Source organism: Thermosynechococcus sp. PKX82 (genome assembly GCF_031583255.1).
In the GTDB taxonomy this organism is placed as follows: domain Bacteria; phylum Cyanobacteriota; class Cyanobacteriia; order Thermosynechococcales; family Thermosynechococcaceae; genus Thermosynechococcus.
The window spans coordinates 118,804-134,019 of sequence record NZ_CP134169.1 but is presented as its reverse complement, the minus strand read 5'-3'; the positions used below and the strand labels follow the sequence as shown (position 1 = coordinate 134,019).

Annotated in this window: 15 protein-coding genes, 1 tRNA gene, 1 pseudogene and 1 other annotated feature; of the genes and pseudogenes, 12 read left to right on the top strand and 5 right to left on the bottom strand. The window is 53.4% G+C overall.

The window, feature by feature from the left end:
- Positions 1 to 10: 10 nt before the first annotated feature.
- Positions 11 to 349 (top strand): annotated as a pseudogene (locus RHH53_RS00660) (transposase); the annotation flags it as partial.
- A 157-nt stretch (positions 350 to 506) separates the two neighbouring features.
- Here RHH53_RS00660 and RHH53_RS00655 read toward each other — a convergent pair.
- The gene (locus tag RHH53_RS00655) at positions 507 to 3,515 is read right to left on the bottom strand and encodes a glycoside hydrolase family 38 C-terminal domain-containing protein (RefSeq protein WP_310743929.1); all 3,009 of its coding nucleotides are present in this window, start codon (positions 3,513 to 3,515) and stop codon (positions 507 to 509) included.
- A 176-nt stretch (positions 3,516 to 3,691) separates the two neighbouring features.
- On the opposite strand from RHH53_RS00655, the gene RHH53_RS00650 reads away from it, so the two are divergent.
- The gene (locus tag RHH53_RS00650; protein WP_206200621.1) at positions 3,692 to 4,486 is read left to right on the top strand and encodes a hypothetical protein; all 795 of its coding nucleotides are present in this window, start codon (positions 3,692 to 3,694) and stop codon (positions 4,484 to 4,486) included.
- A 6-nt stretch (positions 4,487 to 4,492) separates the two neighbouring features.
- Here the strand turns inward: RHH53_RS00650 and RHH53_RS00645 are convergent, their stop codons facing one another.
- Positions 4,493 to 5,374, bottom strand: a complete 882-nt coding sequence (locus tag RHH53_RS00645; protein WP_310743928.1) for an alpha/beta hydrolase — start codon at positions 5,372 to 5,374, stop codon at positions 4,493 to 4,495.
- Positions 5,375 to 5,469: 95 nt separating this feature from the next.
- Between RHH53_RS00645 and secE the strand changes: the two genes are divergently transcribed.
- The 7 genes from secE (at position 5,470) to rnhA (ending at position 9,379) form a co-directional block, all read left to right on the top strand.
- Positions 5,470 to 5,685, top strand: a complete 216-nt coding sequence (gene secE / locus RHH53_RS00640) for a preprotein translocase subunit SecE (protein ID WP_149817217.1) — start codon at positions 5,470 to 5,472, stop codon at positions 5,683 to 5,685.
- 30 nt (positions 5,686 to 5,715) lie between these two features.
- Positions 5,716 to 6,399 (top strand): transcription termination/antitermination protein NusG, encoded by a 684-nt coding sequence (gene nusG, locus RHH53_RS00635; RefSeq protein ID WP_149817215.1) that lies wholly within the window; start codon positions 5,716 to 5,718, stop codon positions 6,397 to 6,399.
- Positions 6,400 to 6,413: 14 nt separating this feature from the next.
- The gene (rplK, locus tag RHH53_RS00630; RefSeq protein WP_206200619.1) at positions 6,414 to 6,839 is read left to right on the top strand and encodes a 50S ribosomal protein L11; all 426 of its coding nucleotides are present in this window, start codon (positions 6,414 to 6,416) and stop codon (positions 6,837 to 6,839) included.
- Between the two features lie 84 nt (positions 6,840 to 6,923).
- Positions 6,924 to 7,640: a 50S ribosomal protein L1 gene (gene rplA, locus RHH53_RS00625; RefSeq protein WP_190278287.1), complete on the top strand. Its 717-nt coding sequence runs from the start codon at positions 6,924 to 6,926 to the stop codon at positions 7,638 to 7,640.
- A gap of 27 nt (positions 7,641 to 7,667) precedes the next feature.
- Positions 7,668 to 7,800 (top strand) — a sequence feature (ribosomal protein L10 leader region).
- Positions 7,801 to 7,818: 18 nt separating this feature from the next.
- Complete coding sequence (rplJ, locus tag RHH53_RS00620) at positions 7,819 to 8,346, top strand: 50S ribosomal protein L10 (protein ID WP_149817208.1); 528 nt, start codon at positions 7,819 to 7,821, stop codon at positions 8,344 to 8,346.
- A gap of 75 nt (positions 8,347 to 8,421) precedes the next feature.
- A complete protein-coding gene (gene rplL / locus RHH53_RS00615) occupies positions 8,422 to 8,820 on the top strand; it encodes a 50S ribosomal protein L7/L12 (RefSeq protein ID WP_149817205.1) in 399 nt (132 codons plus the stop codon).
- A gap of 79 nt (positions 8,821 to 8,899) precedes the next feature.
- On the top strand, positions 8,900 to 9,379 hold the full coding sequence (gene rnhA / locus RHH53_RS00610; protein WP_310453087.1) for a ribonuclease HI: 480 nt from the start codon (positions 8,900 to 8,902) through the stop codon (positions 9,377 to 9,379).
- Here rnhA and RHH53_RS00605 read toward each other — a convergent pair.
- Positions 9,312 to 10,109, bottom strand: coding sequence for a TIGR01548 family HAD-type hydrolase (locus RHH53_RS00605; RefSeq protein ID WP_302678567.1), 798 nt, complete (start codon positions 10,107 to 10,109; stop codon positions 9,312 to 9,314). The genes rnhA and RHH53_RS00605 overlap by 68 nt on opposite strands.
- Positions 10,110 to 10,200: 91 nt before the next feature.
- Between RHH53_RS00605 and RHH53_RS00600 the strand changes: the two genes are divergently transcribed.
- Entirely contained in the window at positions 10,201 to 10,500 is a 300-nt protein-coding gene (locus RHH53_RS00600) for a 30S ribosomal protein PSRP-3 (RefSeq protein ID WP_149817201.1), read from the top strand.
- Positions 10,501 to 10,698: 198 nt separating this feature from the next.
- On the top strand, positions 10,699 to 11,775 hold the full coding sequence (locus tag RHH53_RS00595; protein ID WP_206200615.1) for an isocitrate/isopropylmalate dehydrogenase family protein: 1,077 nt from the start codon (positions 10,699 to 10,701) through the stop codon (positions 11,773 to 11,775).
- On the opposite strand, the gene RHH53_RS00590 is transcribed toward RHH53_RS00595, so the two are convergent.
- Positions 11,772 to 13,133 (bottom strand): TrkH family potassium uptake protein, encoded by a 1,362-nt coding sequence (locus tag RHH53_RS00590; RefSeq protein ID WP_206201554.1) that lies wholly within the window; start codon positions 13,131 to 13,133, stop codon positions 11,772 to 11,774. The genes RHH53_RS00595 and RHH53_RS00590 overlap by 4 nt on opposite strands.
- Positions 13,134 to 13,220: 87 nt before the next feature.
- Positions 13,221 to 13,294 (bottom strand) — tRNA-Pro (locus RHH53_RS00585).
- A 103-nt stretch (positions 13,295 to 13,397) separates the two neighbouring features.
- On the opposite strand from RHH53_RS00585, the gene lepA reads away from it, so the two are divergent.
- Positions 13,398 to 15,209 (top strand): translation elongation factor 4, encoded by a 1,812-nt coding sequence (gene lepA, locus RHH53_RS00580; RefSeq protein WP_181496686.1) that lies wholly within the window; start codon positions 13,398 to 13,400, stop codon positions 15,207 to 15,209.
- Positions 15,210 to 15,216 lie beyond the last annotated feature (7 nt).

Genomic DNA, 15,216 nt, shown 5'->3' with positions numbered 1-15,216 from the left:
GATATTGGTATTAGTAGCAGGACGGTATAGACACCAGAAAGACTTCATCGCCCCAATGCTGTTTTGCGGATATTTGAATGCGGTAGGGTTTGTAAGCTGGCTGAGTCAGTACTGTTTGCCGGCGTTAGAGAAACGTTCGTTGTTGATGATGGATAATGTACCGATTCATCCAAAAGGGGTGATTCAGGCAGTGGTGAAAGCGGCGGGTCACGAGGTGTTATTTTTACCGAAATACTCTCCTGATTTGAATGTGATTGAGCACGACTTTAGTGCGCTGAAGCGAGCGCGGATGTATGCAGGGTCAAACAGTTCAATTGATGAGGTGATTCGCAAGTATTGTGCTGGATGATATCTCATTCTTTATTGGAATAGCTATAGTTTAGACTTGAGTCATGTTTCAACAGCTTTCCCGACGATTGATGTGCTGTAATGTCAACAAGCTGCCCTGCTTGAGTGAGGGAGATTTGTCTGAGAATCGCCAAGAATCCTCAAGGCGCAATTGTAGGTCAAGGGTGTAGTCGGAAGGTTTGAATTTGCCATGGGCTGAGGGTCACTGTGTTGGTATTCTCTGTGGGCGTCTCCAAGAGTGTTTGCGGTGCTTTGATCTGCCATGGGATTAGCGTTGAGTGCAGTTCCAAGGTGCCCCCTTCCCCAGCCACTTCTGCTACTCGCAATTGCCAACCCTGTCCATCCTCTGGTTGTTTGAGGGCAAGGCATTGAATGCGGGCATCCGACCAATGGAGAAGCTGAGCGTGGGGCGGTAATGATCCTGATGGGTTGGCGGGGGCAATTTCTCCCCTCAGAGGTTGATTAAACTGAGCCGCCTGCTGCGGGACACCGGCCACTTGCCACGAGTCACTGTGGGGAAACACACCATAGCTAAAGCGGTGCTGACAGCGATCGCTCGTCGGATCTGGCCAAGTGGGCGATCGCAACAGGGTCAATCGCAGTTGATTCGCTTGGGCATCAAGGCCATGCTTGCAGTCGCTGAAAAGACTCACCCCATACTCTGGGGTACTCAGATCCACCCACGTTAAAAAGGGCACCTCCCATTTTGTTTGCTCATGGGCGCTGAGGTGGGGATTGGGAAGGGTCGGGCGCAGCGTAACGCCGCCGGGAGTTTCACAGGTGATCTGCTCAGCACTGATTGCCAAGGGAAAAGCCGCCTTGAGGAGAATATGTTCCTCCTGCCAGTCAATCACCGTATCAATGCGCAGCCACGGGGTTTGATACTGCAACACATACTCCTGCTGAATCTGCGAGGACTGAAAGCGCCATCTGACCCGTAGTCGCTGCTCCAGTTGATGCCACGTCACCCATTCAATAGCCTCTAGGGTCGCCCCCGGCAGTCGATGCTGCCCATAGTTGGGGTCAATGTTCCAAGCATCCCAGTATTGCCCCTGATCACGGAAAAATTGCAGTTGATTACCGCGATCGCCCAAGCAGGGACGATGATTCAACTTGTCATACAGGTTAGTGATTTCCCCTGTTGCCGGATCAATTTCAACGTGGAGATAGTTATTTTCTAAGACATAGCCCAAGGGTGGGGTTGGTAACGTATCAGGGCGCGATCGCGGGCAGAGCCACAGCAGCGTGTAGCCAATTCCCGTCACCTCAGGGGTACGAAACGTCAAGCAACCTTGGGGAGCATTCAACTGCGCTGGTAAATCGTAGTCGCCCCGTGGACAATAAACCCGCCAAGAGGGAACCTCCTGCGGTAGCTGCGCCAAGTCAATGTGGACAACCCCGGCGCGATCGCCCACCAATCCATTGAAAATCACAACGGGAATTGCCTCTGTCACCGGCGGTTCACCGCCGTCAATCGACTGGCACAGCGCTGTTTGTGCTTCCCTTAGGACTGTCTCTGTCGTGGTCAGGAGTTGCTGCCATGTTGGCGCCACCTCAGCATAGACCTCTGGAATCGAGGAGCCAGGGAGAATATCATGAAACTGGTTAAAGAGAAGTTGTTGCCAACAGGCTTTGAGTTCTTCTTTGGGGTAGGAAAAAGAAGTTGTGATTGCCGCGAGGGCACACCAGCGTTCCGCCTCTTGCAGTTGGCGTTGGGCGCGATCGTGGGCGGCCTTTTGATCACCATGGCTGGTGTAGCAGCCGCGATGGAATTCCAAGTAGAGTTCCCCTTGCCAAGCGGTTGTAGGGGGTGTTTCTTGGGTTAATTGTTCCAGATACTGCTGCACGGTTGTCCATTGCCACTGCGGCCCAATACCACCGAGGTGTTGCCAGCGTCGCACCCGTTCTAACATGTCTGCCGTTGGTCCACCACCATGATCGCCGACACCGGGGAGCCAGAGACTGCGCCGCGCTCCCGTTTGTTGCCACCACTCTTGGGCATAGGCAGCCATTTTCACGGGAGCAATCCCCTCGCCAATGGGTGCTGACATCAGGGCATTCACCGCCGCCCCCGCCACATCCCGCCAGACAAACCAACCGTGGGGAAAGCGCGTGGTGTCATTCCAGCGCAATTTTTGGGTGACAAAGTAGCGAATGCCCCCCTGAGCCAAGAAACTGGGGAGCCGTTCCGGAAAGCCAAAGGTATCGGGCAACCAAGCAATGGGGCTAATGCCACCAAAGGCCTCCTGTACGTACTGCTGGCCATAGAGAATCTGGCGGGCAATGGATTCACCGTTAATCAGATTCAGTTCCGGTTCGACCCAAAGGCCTGCCGCTACATCCCACCAACCCGCTGCCACGGCTTCCTGAATCCGCCCAAAAAGTTCTGGGGCATGGATCTGCAAATAGGCGTAGAGGGCGGGAGTGGAGTGGGTAAAGGTGAGTTCGGGATAGCGTTCCTTCAGCTGCAAGACAGATCGAAAAGTGGACTGTGCCACTTGCCACGTTTCGGCGATCGGCCAAAGCCACGCCAAGTCCAGATGGGCATGGCCACACAGGTGCATGGTGAAGTGCCGCAAGGGGGTAGCGATCGCCTGCATTTTCTCGTGGATCTCCGCCAGTAACGGATCTAAGATGGGGCGCTGTCCATGACTTTCTAAAACGTCCTTCAGCAGGGGTTCAAGGGGTTGCAGGTTGAGGGTTTCACCAAAGATCGCCAAAATGTCCAACTCAGTGGCAATAAAGTCGGGATCCACTCCCGTTGGCGATTCAAACCGCAGGCCTGATCTCACCAAAGCACCGTCATCGTGGCCGGGACTCACAAGATGCAACACCACCTCCCACGCTTGGCCGGGGGTCACCGCCTCCCCTAGGCACAGACTCACCGAATGATCAAATAAATCCCCCTGATGCACCACCTGACCATTGACATACACCGTTGCCCGATCCGCCCACCACGTGAGATCAAGGCGTAGAGTTAAACCCGCCACACTATAGCCTTGAACCGTCGCGGGTACCGTGATTCGCTGCCCCAACCAGAGGGAGTGCCGACCCTTGGGCCACGCCAAATGCCCTTTAGCATTCACTGCATAGGGGCTCGTCCCCGCATCTTTGAGCGAGGGGGAACTGAGGGGAAACCACTGGGAATGAATCTCAATGACTGCCAATGATTGCAAATAGTCACAAGATTTTTTGACTAATTCTGTCAAGAGCATAAAACTTCGTTAATTTTCCTGCGATCGGCCTAGGCCAATTGCTATGCTAGAGGTGTGAGGAGCCGTCGTCACTCGTTTAACCAAACTGTCAATAAAATAAGCAAACTTTATTTCAGAGGAGTGACCTCATGGTAACCCGATTTGCGCCGTGGCGGGGCTTTTTCATCTCCTCAATCTGTGGGATATTGACAGCCCTTGCGATCGCCCCAGTAACGCCTGCCCAAGCCCAGCGACCCTCAGCCCCCGATCAACCCGTAGAAACAGTAGTCACAGATCCGCTTCAGAGTCCTTTCCCCCTCCCTTGGAAATGGATTGACGACGGCCACGCCGCTGCTCTAAAGGCTAAGAAATCTCTCCGCTTGACTCAGCAGACGCCCCAATATCTCTCTCCCGATGGCCGCTATGTGGCACAGGCCACCCTCTACTTCACGGCTGATCCCGAGGCGCAACGGCAACAACTGGTGAGCGTTCTTGAAATTCGCGATCGCCAGAGCGGCAGTCAGCAGCGCATTGAAAGCCTCAAGGAAATGCCGCCTGAATTTTTGGCAGAGGTGCCCCAAGGTCAAGGTCTGATTGCAGTACTAGTTCCAGTTGGCTGGTCAGAAACCGGTAATCGTCTCTTGGTGCGCCAGCTTGGCGGCTTGTTTGCCACTGATTTAATTAGCGATGGCGCATGGATTTGGCAGGCGGGGGTGGGTCATGTGGCCACGGTTTATCCCACCGCTGATGAATACGACTTTGCCACCCTTTTGGGCTGGAGCACAACGGATCCGCAACGGGTACTCTTTCAAACCCAAACCATGGGGAACCCCAAAGCCACCATTTGGGCAGTGGATACTCAAGGCAGCACCCAATTGGCCCAGGGCGATCGCCCCCGTGTCTATGGCACAACCCTACCCGCCACTGCCAATGCCCAGCGTTAGATCACCTCAAGGGGAGGCCAGCAACTGGCCAAGGTAGCGATCAATCCAGCCAATCATCACCGCAGGGCACTCCAACTGCGGCGTTAGTCCCACCTCTGGCATCACATCAAAGGCACGAATCGCCTCGGGGTTTAACTGTGCCAAGCGTTGACCCACGGCCACAGGAGGGAGTTTTGCCTGCTCTCCCCAAACGATACAGGTCGGCACCGTCAAATGGGGTAAAAAGCGACTGAGATCGCAGCAGAGATCACCCCGCACAAAGGCCAACGCGGCAAATTCTGCCCCCGCCGACTGCGCTACTTGGGTATAGGTGGCAATCATTTCCGGGCTGATGCGGCTAGGTCGAGCAAACTGTTGATTGGCCATAAAGGACTGCACACTCAGGGAATTGGCCACGCCGAGGCGATAAAAGGCGATATCCACATAGGGCTGGCGGGCAATCTGGGCAAGGGGGGTCTGGCGGTAATCTTGACCAAAATCACTCAACCCCGTTGGGCAGGTGAGAATCAGGCCACGGAAGCGTTGGGGATGGGCGATCGCCCCTTGGATGGCAAAGGCTGCCGTCAGTGACGACGTGATCACCACCGCTGGTTCTGCCGTCAATTGACCAAGGCACTCTAGCAAATGATCCACATAAGCCGCCACCGTATAGGGTTGATCGCGATGCTCAGAGGCGCCCCAACCGGGCAAATCCAAAGCAAAAAGGGGATACTCGGCTGAAAAGGCCACATAAACTGCCGACCATTCATAGCGGCTCGAGCCACCGCCAAAGCCATGCCAAAAAAATAAAGGCGGCCGAGCAGGGTTAACATTGCCGAGATCATTGGTAACGTAGGCCACCTCACCCATAGCCGTCGTGAGGGTGCGCGATCGCAAGCAATCAAACATCGGGATTTCCTAAAAAGAAGAAACCTGCTATGATAATAAATCGCGCTGAATTAAACGGGTAGCAACGGGCTGCCCCCGCCCTAAGGAGTGCCGCCGTGACCAAGAGTACCGAAGGCGAAAAGCCCACTAGTGGCTTTAATCTAACCGAGTTTTTCCGCGAAACCAAGGAAGAACTCAGCAAAGTGGTGTGGCCCGATCGCCAGCGTCTGATTGGCGAATCTGCGGCAGTCATTCTCATCGTTTCCCTTTCGGCTGCGGTCATCTACCTAGTGGATGAACTCTTTCGTTGGCTGGCCACACTGATTTTCTAGACAGCCAAAGATTCCTACGAGTACGCGCCTATGGTGAGTGAATTTACTGATCATTCTGATCTGAACGATCCTCTTGACGACACCGTTGAAGTGGCCGAAGGGGATCAAGCGGGTAAGGTCAAACGGTTTTGGTATGCCGTGCAGGTGGCCTCTGGCTGCGAAAAAAAAGTGAAAAGCACCATCGAGCAGCGGCTCCATACGCTGGATGTGGCCGATCGCATCTTTCGCATTGAAATTCCCCAAACCCCCGTCATCAAAATCAAAAAAGATGGCTCGCGGCAAACCATTGAGGAAAAAGTTTTTCCCGGTTATGTTCTTGTCCAAGTGCGGGCACAGCAGTCCCCCGAAACGGGTGAATGGCAAATTGATGATGAAGCTTGGCAGGTGATTAAAAACACCCCCAATGTGATTAACTTTGTGGGTGCCGAGCAACGCCGCAGTACAGGCCGCGGCCGCGGTCACGTCAAGCCCATGCCCCTGAGTCCGGCCGAAGTGGATCGCATCTTCCGCAAAGCCCAAGAACAAGAACCGGTTCACCGCATTGATCTCAATAGTGGTGATAAGATCAAAGTTCTCAATGGTCCCTTTAAGGACTTTGAGGGAGAGGTGATTGAAGTCAGTGCTGAGCGCAGCAAACTGAAAGCATTACTCTCGATTTTTGGCCGCGAAACGCCGGTCGAACTCGAAGTGACTCAAGTGGAAAAAGTAGATTAGGACGCTAACTCACTATGGCGAAAAAGGTCGTCGCAGTTATTAAACTTGCCATTCAAGCGGGTAAAGCCAACCCTGCTCCCCCCATTGGTCCAGCCCTTGGTCAGCACGGTGTGAACATCATGATGTTCTGCAAAGAGTACAATGCTCGCACCGCCGATCAAGTGGGGATGGTGGTTCCCGTTGAAATTTCGGTCTATGAAGATCGCAGTTTCACCTTTGTTCTGAAAACGCCGCCCGCTTCCGTGCTGATTCAAAAAGCTGCGGGCATTGAAAAAGGCTCCGGCGAACCCAACAAGAAAAAAGTGGGCAGGATCACCCGTGCCCAACTGCGGGAAATTGCTGAGAAGAAAATGCCGGATCTCAATGCCAACGATATTGAAGCGGCCATGCGGATTATCGAAGGCACCGCTCGCAATATGGGCGTGACCATTGCCGACTAAAGCTTTCCTTCGTGTGTTCCTGTTGAGTCCGTTGTTGTGTTGGGGGAGAAACTGCGTTTCGTTAGTACCCCGTGGAGGTAAATTCTGATGCGTAAACTCTCGCGACGACTGCGCGAACTCTATGCCAAGGTGGAGGATCGTCCCTACGCTCCCCTCGAGGCCTTGCAACTGCTGAAGGAAACGGCCACAGCCAAATTTCCTGAATCGGCAGAAGCCCACATCCGCTTGGGCATTGATCCCAAATATACCGACCAACAATTGCGAACCACTGTGGCGCTCCCCAAAGGCACCGGTCAAACGATTCGCGTCGCGGTCATTGCCCGGGGTGAAAAAGTGACTGAAGCCAGTGCCGCCGGTGCCGATGTTGTGGGTTCAGAGGAACTCATTGACGAAATTCAAAAGGGGCGGATGGACTTTGATCTGCTCATTGCCACCCCCGATATGATGCCCCAAGTGGCCAAAGTGGGTCGGATTTTGGGTCCGCGGGGGCTCATGCCATCGCCCAAAGCCGGTACGGTGACCTTTGACTTGCCCCAAGCGATTCAAGAGTTCAAGGCGGGGAAAGTGGAATTCCGCGCCGATCGCACCGGGATTGTCCATGTGCTCTTTGGCAAAGCTAGCTTCAGCGCCGAAGACTTGCTCGTTAACCTCAAGGCACTACAAGAGAGTATTGACCGCAACCGCCCGAGTGGTGCCAAGGGTCGCTACTGGCGCAGTGTCTATGTGGCCGCCACCATGGGGCCGAGCATTCAAGTGGACATCAACGCCCTGCGGGAGCTAAAACTGGCCGAAGCCGCCTAAGGAGGACTTGTCTATTGCCCAATACTGGACAACTCAAGACTGAAACCGAAGACCGCAGGGGTCTGGCTCAGACATAATCTTCCTGCCGAGGTTTGCGAAGTCCATCCGTTGGGATTGGGCGATCGCCCCGGCACCACTGCTGGGGTTTTTCTTTCACTGACTACAGGAGGTGATGCGCGTGGGACGCACGCTAGCAAACAAAAAAGAAATTGTGGCGGAGCTAAAGGAACGCCTGAGCGAGTCACAAATGGCACTGGTGATTGACTACCAAGGTCTCACCGATGCTGAGATGAAGGATTTGCGGCAACGCTTGCGCAAGTGTAATGCCAGTTGCAAGGTCACTAAAAATACGCTGATGGAATTGGCGGTTAAAGAAAGTGACACTTGGCAACCCATGACCCAATTCCTTAAGGGACCTTCGGCGTTCCTCTTGGTCAAGGATGACATTGGCGGCACGATCAAGGCCTACCAAGAATTCCAAAAGGCCACGAAAAAAACCACCCTACGCGGTGGGGTCATGGAGGGACGGGCCCTTGATGAAGCGCAAGTGAAGGCCATTGGTGATCTGCCCTCAAAAGAACAACTCATGGCGCAGATTGCTGGTGCCCTCAATGCCGTCACAGCGAAGATTGCCATTGGCATCAAGGAGGTTCCTGCTTCCTTGGCGCGGGCAACCCAGGCGATCGCCGACAAAGGTGCGGCATAGATCGATCCTGTTTTCGGTTTCCCTTGGGAAGCCACCTGTTCTTGTTTTCCAACCTTGAAACGATAGGAGTTGACAATGTCTGCTGCAACCGATGAAATTCTCGAAAAGTTGAAATCCTTGACCCTGCTGGAAGCCGCTGAGCTGGTCAAGCAAATTGAAGAGGCCTTTGGTGTCAGTGCCGCTGCGCCGGTCGGTGGCATGATGGTCGCCGCTCCTGTGGGTGGTGGGGCTGCTGCTCCCGCAGAAGAAGTCGAAGAGAAAACCGCCTTCGATGTCATTCTCGAAGAAGTCCCCGCCGACAAGAAGATTGCCGTGCTCAAAGTGGTGCGCTCTTTGACCGGCTTGGGTCTCAAGGAAGCTAAGGAAGTGGTGGAATCCACGCCCAAACCCGTGAAAGAAGGTGCCACCAAAGAAGACGCCGAAGCCGCTAAGAAAGAACTCGAGGAAGCCGGCGCCAAAGTCAGCATCAAGTAGTCTTTGGTATCCATTTGTTTCGGGGGTGGTCTTGTGGCCACCCTTTTTTATTTGCAACCTTTGGAGAGCATAGAGACTCATGACCGAGATTCGTGCCATTTATACCGATGGTGCCTGCGAAGGCAATCCGGGATCGGGGGGCTGGGGCGTGGTCATTTACTTTGCCGACGGCTCTGTGCAGGAACTGGGAGGACATCACCCCGCGACCACAAATAATCGCATGGAATTGCAGGCGGCCATTGAAGCCCTCAAGGCATGGCGCCAACTGGCTCCGGGGAGCGCGATCGCCCTTTACACCGACAGCGAATATGTCCTCAAGGGAATTACGGAGTGGATCCACAACTGGAAACGGCGGGGCTGGAAAACAGCCGCCAAAAAGCCTGTTCTCAACCAAGACCTGTGGCAGGAGCTAGATGCCCTCAATGATCCCTTAGTCCAGTGGCACCATGTGCGTGGCCATAGTGGCGATGTCGGCAATGAACGCTGTGATCTTATTGCCCGCAGTTTGAGTCGTGGGCAGCCAATTGCCCTAAGAACGCTGCCACCATCGCTGGGGTAATGTCGCGCGTGTGTTCAAAAACTGCACTGGCTCCCGCTGAGCGCAAGCGATCGCCATAGCGTTGCCGATCTTCGGGCTTGACATGGGGAGGAATCACCCCTAAGGCAATCCACGGCGTTGTTGCTTGTTCTTTGCGGGCATTGACAACGGTCTGCATATCCGCCACTGTATCCCCCACATAAAAGGCAGGAATGGTTTCCTGAGCCGCGGCCTGACGGTAGGCCATGCGGAGTCCTGTGGGGTCGGGTTTGCCGGGGGCATCTTCCATGGCGATCAAAAGGGGCTGATCGAGACCCAAGCGGTGTTTCAGAACATATTCTGCCGAGTCCCGCGTCGCACCACTGACAAACCCCCAGCGGATTTGTGCCTGATCAAGAGCCTGAAAATAGGCAACATCCACCAGCAGTGGCTCATCTTGAATATAGCCGCACCAATTTTGGCCGCTATAGCGCTCCTCAAAAAAGATTACAAGGCGCTCGTAATCCAAGGGCACTTGGCAGCGGGGTTTCCCTTGGCGTTCAAAGTAGCGATAAATGAGTTCACGCGACCCTTCCCAGTCGTTATTCCAGCAGCCTTCCGCCTTGAGGTTGTCAATTTCCTTTTGACTGGGACGATAGGCACCCCCCGTAAAATGCTCGACGGTATCCGCTAGGGCACGGCGATAGGAACGACTGACATCGCGAATTACCCCATCAATATCAAAAAAGACACAGGCACAGGGGGGACTCAACGGCAGCTCTCCAGAAACTTGTATGCAGTTGGCCTGATTGGTTATTATAAAGGATGGCTTTTTGTGAAAAACGAGTTTTAGGAGGTTAGAATTGTCCCGCTTTACCCTGAGAGTACTTTGGTTAGAAAAAGACGTGGCGATCGCTGTCGATCAAATTGTTGGCAAAGGGACAAGCCCCCTCACCTCCTACTTCTTTTGGCCGCGCACCGATGCTTGGGAACTCCTGAAGGCGGAGTTAGAGAAGAAATCTTGGATTACGGAAGCCGAGCGGATTGAACTCCTCAACCGTGCCACCGAAATCATTAACTACTGGCAAGAGGAAGGCAAAAATCGTCCCGTCAGCGAGGCACAAAAGCGCTTTAGTGATGTTAGTTTTGTAGGCACAGCCTAGGGTATTCTGAATTCCGAGGTAAATCACTACCTGTTGAGGAGAAACATGATGGGAATTGTTTTGTACTTTGTCATTGTTGCAGGCGCGATCGCCTTGGCGACAATTTTGTTTCACACGCTACGTACGGTGAAGCTCATTTAGCGGCATCATACCCTCCTAATACCTTGTCTTTCAGTTCTGCATAGGGAGAGAGAACTCGTGTCCCACGCTGTTACCTTAATTCGCGGCGACGGTATTGGTCCTGAGGTTGCCGCTGCCACTCGCACGGCCATTGATGCTACGGGCGTCAAAATTGATTGGGTGGTGGTGGATGCCGGCGTGGACATGATGGAACGCTATGGTACCCCCTTGCCCGAACACGTTCTCGATGCGATCAAAAGCACGAAAACTGCCATCAAAGGGCCGATTACCACCCCCGTGGGTACCGGCTTTCGTTCTGTGAATGTTGAGATCCGCAAGCGGCTCAATCTCTATGCGAACCTACGGCCGGCTAAATCCATTGTTGGGGTGAAAAGCTATTTTCAAAACATTGACCTTGTCATTGTTCGCGAGAATACCGAAGACCTCTATGCCGGGATTGAGTTTGAATACACCAGTCCCGAGGCGGCCAAAGCCCGTGCCTTTTTGAGTGATCTAGCGGGTAAGCCGATCCGTGAGGATGCTGCCATTGGTGTCAAGCCGATTTCTGTGCTGGGGAGCGATCGCATCATTGAGTTTGCCTTCAAATATGCCAAGGCCAACCATCGCCAGAAAGTGACCGCCGTTCACAAGGCCAACATCATGAAATTTACCGATGGCCTCTTCCTAGAGCGCGCCCGTGAGATTGCCCGCCGCTATCCGGAAATTGAATTTGAGGATCGCATCGTCGATAACATGTGCATGCAGTTGATGCAGAAGCCTGAACTCTATGATGTGATGGTGATGCCCAACCTCTACGGCGATATTCTTTCTGACCTTTGTGCAGGCATGATTGGTGGCCTTGGGGTGGCTCCCGGCGCCAATATTGGCGATGAATATGCCGTTTTTGAGGCGATTCATGGTTCAGCACCTAAATATGCCGGCCAAAATAAAGCCAATCCTACGGCATTGATTCTCTCTGGTGTGTTGATGTTGCAACACTTGGGTGAAATGGAAGCGGCACGGCGTCTTCAGGCAGCTGTGGAAAAAGTCATTGCTGAGGGGCGCTTTGTCACCTATGATTTGGCTGCAGCGGGCAAAGAACCCGTGGGTACCCAAGAGATGGCTGCCGCCATTGCCGAGTACGCCGCCCCCTAACCCACCAGCAGGTTTTCCTCAGGATATTGGACACTAGAAGGCTGGGGGTCACCGATAATTGCCGCCATCAGCAGCAGGATACCCACCCGTCCGGCATACATCGTTACAATCAAGACCAACTTGGAAAAGGCGGTTAGCCCACTGGTAATACCGGTGGAGAGACCAACGGTGGCAAAGGCGGAAACGGTTTCAAAGAGAATATTAATGAAATTCTCTTCGGGGTCAGCGATCGCGATGAGGGTAGTGGAAACCAGCACCGTAAACATTGAGCCAAAGGCGACAGCGACCGCTTTCATGATCAGCGAGGGGGGCACCTGACGGCGGTAGAGCAGCACCACCTCTTTCCCTTGCAGAGCTGACTTGGTAATCCCTGCCAAAATCCGCAACGTGGTTGTTTTAATGCCCCCTGCCGTGCCACCGGGGCTACCACCAATAAACATCAGGGCAATCATAATAAATAGCCCGCCATTATTGAATTCACCAATGTTGACGGTATTAAAGCCCGCCGTCCGCGCTGTCACCGACTGAAACCAGGCCAAGAGGAGCTTCTGATCAAAGGAAAAAAGACCAAATCGTTCTGGCGATCGCATCTCCGTCGCAAACAGCATCGCCGTTCCCAAGATGAGGAGAATCGCCGTTGTACTCGTCACAATTTTGAAATTGAGGCTAAACGTCATCTGGCTCGCCTTGCGGATTAGATAGGCGGGTTTACCCCAGTGGCGCAGATGCTCCCGCAGCCAAAGATAAAATTCAAAGATCACCTCATAGCCAATGCCGCCAAAAATAATCAGCAGTGAAATCACGAAATTCAGGGGCACAGAGGTTTGATACCCCATCAAGCTGTCACTAAACAGACTAAACCCGGCATTATTCCAAGCACTGATACTGTGAAACACCGCCAGCCACAGTGCCCGTGGATCACTAACGTCTTGGCGAAAAATCAGCCACAGCAACAAGGCACCCGTCAGTTCAAAGAGAAACGTGAGACCCAAAATCGAGCGCACCAATTGCCGTGCCCCCTGCATGCCCCGCCGATCCAAGGCTTGCTGTACCGCTATCTTCTGCCGCAGGTTAAACTTGCGTCCCAGCAAAATAATCAAAAAGGTGGTCGCCGTCATGTACCCCAGACCACCCACTTGGATCAACAGCAGAATCACCAGTTGACCAAAGGGAGAAAAGTGGGTTCCCGTATCGACAATAATGTGGCCGGTCACACAAACGGCCGATGTTGCGGTAAATAGCGCAACGATAAAGGGGTTCCATTCCCCATTACTAGTGGACCAAGGCAGCCACAACAGCAGCGTCCCCAGCGTAATCACCGCCAAAAATCCAAGGCAAATTGTCCGTGGAACCGTCAGCATCAATGAATACGTATCCAAAAGGCCTGAGGCTAATCTACCGCAGGATTGTATGGGCAACAATCGTTCTAGGTTTACGGTTCCGAATCGGGATGACAGGATTTGAACCTGCGACCCTCTGCTCCCAAAGCAGATGCGCTACCAAGCTGCGCTACATCCCGGCAGTTAATTTCTATCCTACCACCGAATTCTCAGCACAATCGGACAGGGACGCTTAGAATCAAGAAAGGAGTTTTTCATTTTGTTAAGGTTGTCCTCGCTGGTATGACCGACGTCCCCGTTTCCCACATTCGCAATTTCTCGATCATTGCCCACATTGATCACGGCAAATCGACCCTTGCCGATCGCCTGCTGCAATTTACAGGCACGGTGGATCCCCGTGAAATGAAGGAACAGTTTCTTGACAATATGGAGCTGGAGCGGGAGCGGGGAATTACGATTAAGCTGCAAGCTGCCCGCATGACCTACACCAGTCGCGATGGCGAAACGTATATTTTGAATTTGATTGACACCCCCGGCCACGTGGATTTTTCCTATGAGGTGTCGCGATCGCTGGCTGCCTGTGAAGGGGCACTCCTCGTTGTGGATGCCTCCCAAGGGGTAGAAGCGCAAACACTGGCCAATGTCTATCTGGCATTGGAGCATAATTTAGAGATTATTCCGGTCCTCAACAAAATTGACCTACCCGGTGCTGAACCCGATCGCGTCAAGGCCGAAATCGAAGAGATTATTGGTCTCGATTGCTCCCAAGCGGTTCTAGCGTCCGCCAAGGAAGGGATTGGCATTGAGGAAATTCTGGAATCGATTGTGCATTTGGTGCCGCCGCCTCGGGATACGGTAGATCAACCCCTGCGGGCATTGATTTTTGATAGCTACTACGATGCCTACCGAGGGGTGATTGTCTATTTTCGGGTCATGGATGGTGTGGTTCGCAAGGGCGATCGCATTCGCTTGATGGCCTCTGGCAAAGAATACGAAATTGATGAACTCGGCGTCCTCGCCCCCAACCAAAAACCCGTGGACAGTCTCCATGCCGGGGAAGTGGGCTACCTCGCAGCCGCCATTAAAGCCGTTGGCGATGCTCGTGTCGGCGACACGATTACATTGGCACAAAACCCAGCCAAGGAACCTCTTCCGGGTTACACCGAGGCCAAACCGATGGTCTTTTGTGGTCTTTTTCCCACCGATGCCGATCAGTTTGAGGATCTGCGGGAAGCCCTTGAAAAATTGAAGCTCAACGATGCTTCGCTCCACTACGAGCCGGAAACCTCCAGTGCCATGGGCTTTGGGTTCCGCTGTGGCTTTTTGGGGCTGCTGCACATGGAAATTATCCAAGAGCGGCTAGAGCGGGAATACAATCTGGACTTAATCATTACCGCCCCTTCGGTGGTCTATCGCGTCACCACCATCAAAGGGGAAGTGCTGACGATTGATAACCCCAGCCTGCTACCGGAACCCCAATACCGCGAAAAAATTGAGGAACCCTACGTTCAACTGGAAATGATTACCCCCGAAACCTATGTGGGAACGCTGATGGAGTTGGCGCAGTCGCGGCGGGGCATCTTTAAGGATATGCGCTACCTCACCCAAGGGCGCACCACATTGGTCTATGAAATGCCCTTGGCGGAAATTGTGACGGACTTTTTCGATGAAATGAAGTCGCGATCGCGGGGCTATGCCAGTATGGAATACCACCTGATTGGCTACCGTCCTAATGATCTGGTGAAACTGGATATCCTGATCAATAACGACCCAGTGGATTCCTTGGCAGCGATTGTTCACCGCGATAAGGCCTACTATGTGGGACGTGCCCTTGTCAGCAAACTCAAGGATTTGATCCCACGCCACCAGTTCAAAATTCCCATTCAAGCGGCCATTGGCTCACGGGTGATTGCCAGTGAAAGTATTCCCGCCTTACGCAAAGATGTCTTGGCCAAGTGCTACGGCGGCGATGTGACCCGTAAACGCAAGCTCCTCGAAAAACAAAAAGCGGGTAAAAAACGGATGAAGGCGATCGGGCGGGTGGATGTCCCCCAAGAGGCCTTTATGGCAGTATTGCGACTCAAGAATGAATAGGAGGCTC

Coding starts and splice junctions, on each gene's coding strand:
- RHH53_RS00650 (WP_206200621.1), top strand. CDS start 3,692: ATGGTAACCCGATTTGCGCCGTGGCGGGGCTTTTTCATCTCCTCAATC.
- RHH53_RS00645 (WP_310743928.1), bottom strand. CDS start 5,374: ATGTTTGATTGCTTGCGATCGCGCACCCTCACGACGGCTATGGGTGAG.
- nusG (WP_149817215.1), top strand. CDS start 5,716: ATGGTGAGTGAATTTACTGATCATTCTGATCTGAACGATCCTCTTGAC.
- rplK (WP_206200619.1), top strand. CDS start 6,414: ATGGCGAAAAAGGTCGTCGCAGTTATTAAACTTGCCATTCAAGCGGGT.
- rplL (WP_149817205.1), top strand. CDS start 8,422: ATGTCTGCTGCAACCGATGAAATTCTCGAAAAGTTGAAATCCTTGACC.
- rnhA (WP_310453087.1), top strand. CDS start 8,900: ATGACCGAGATTCGTGCCATTTATACCGATGGTGCCTGCGAAGGCAAT.
- lepA (WP_181496686.1), top strand. CDS start 13,398: ATGACCGACGTCCCCGTTTCCCACATTCGCAATTTCTCGATCATTGCC.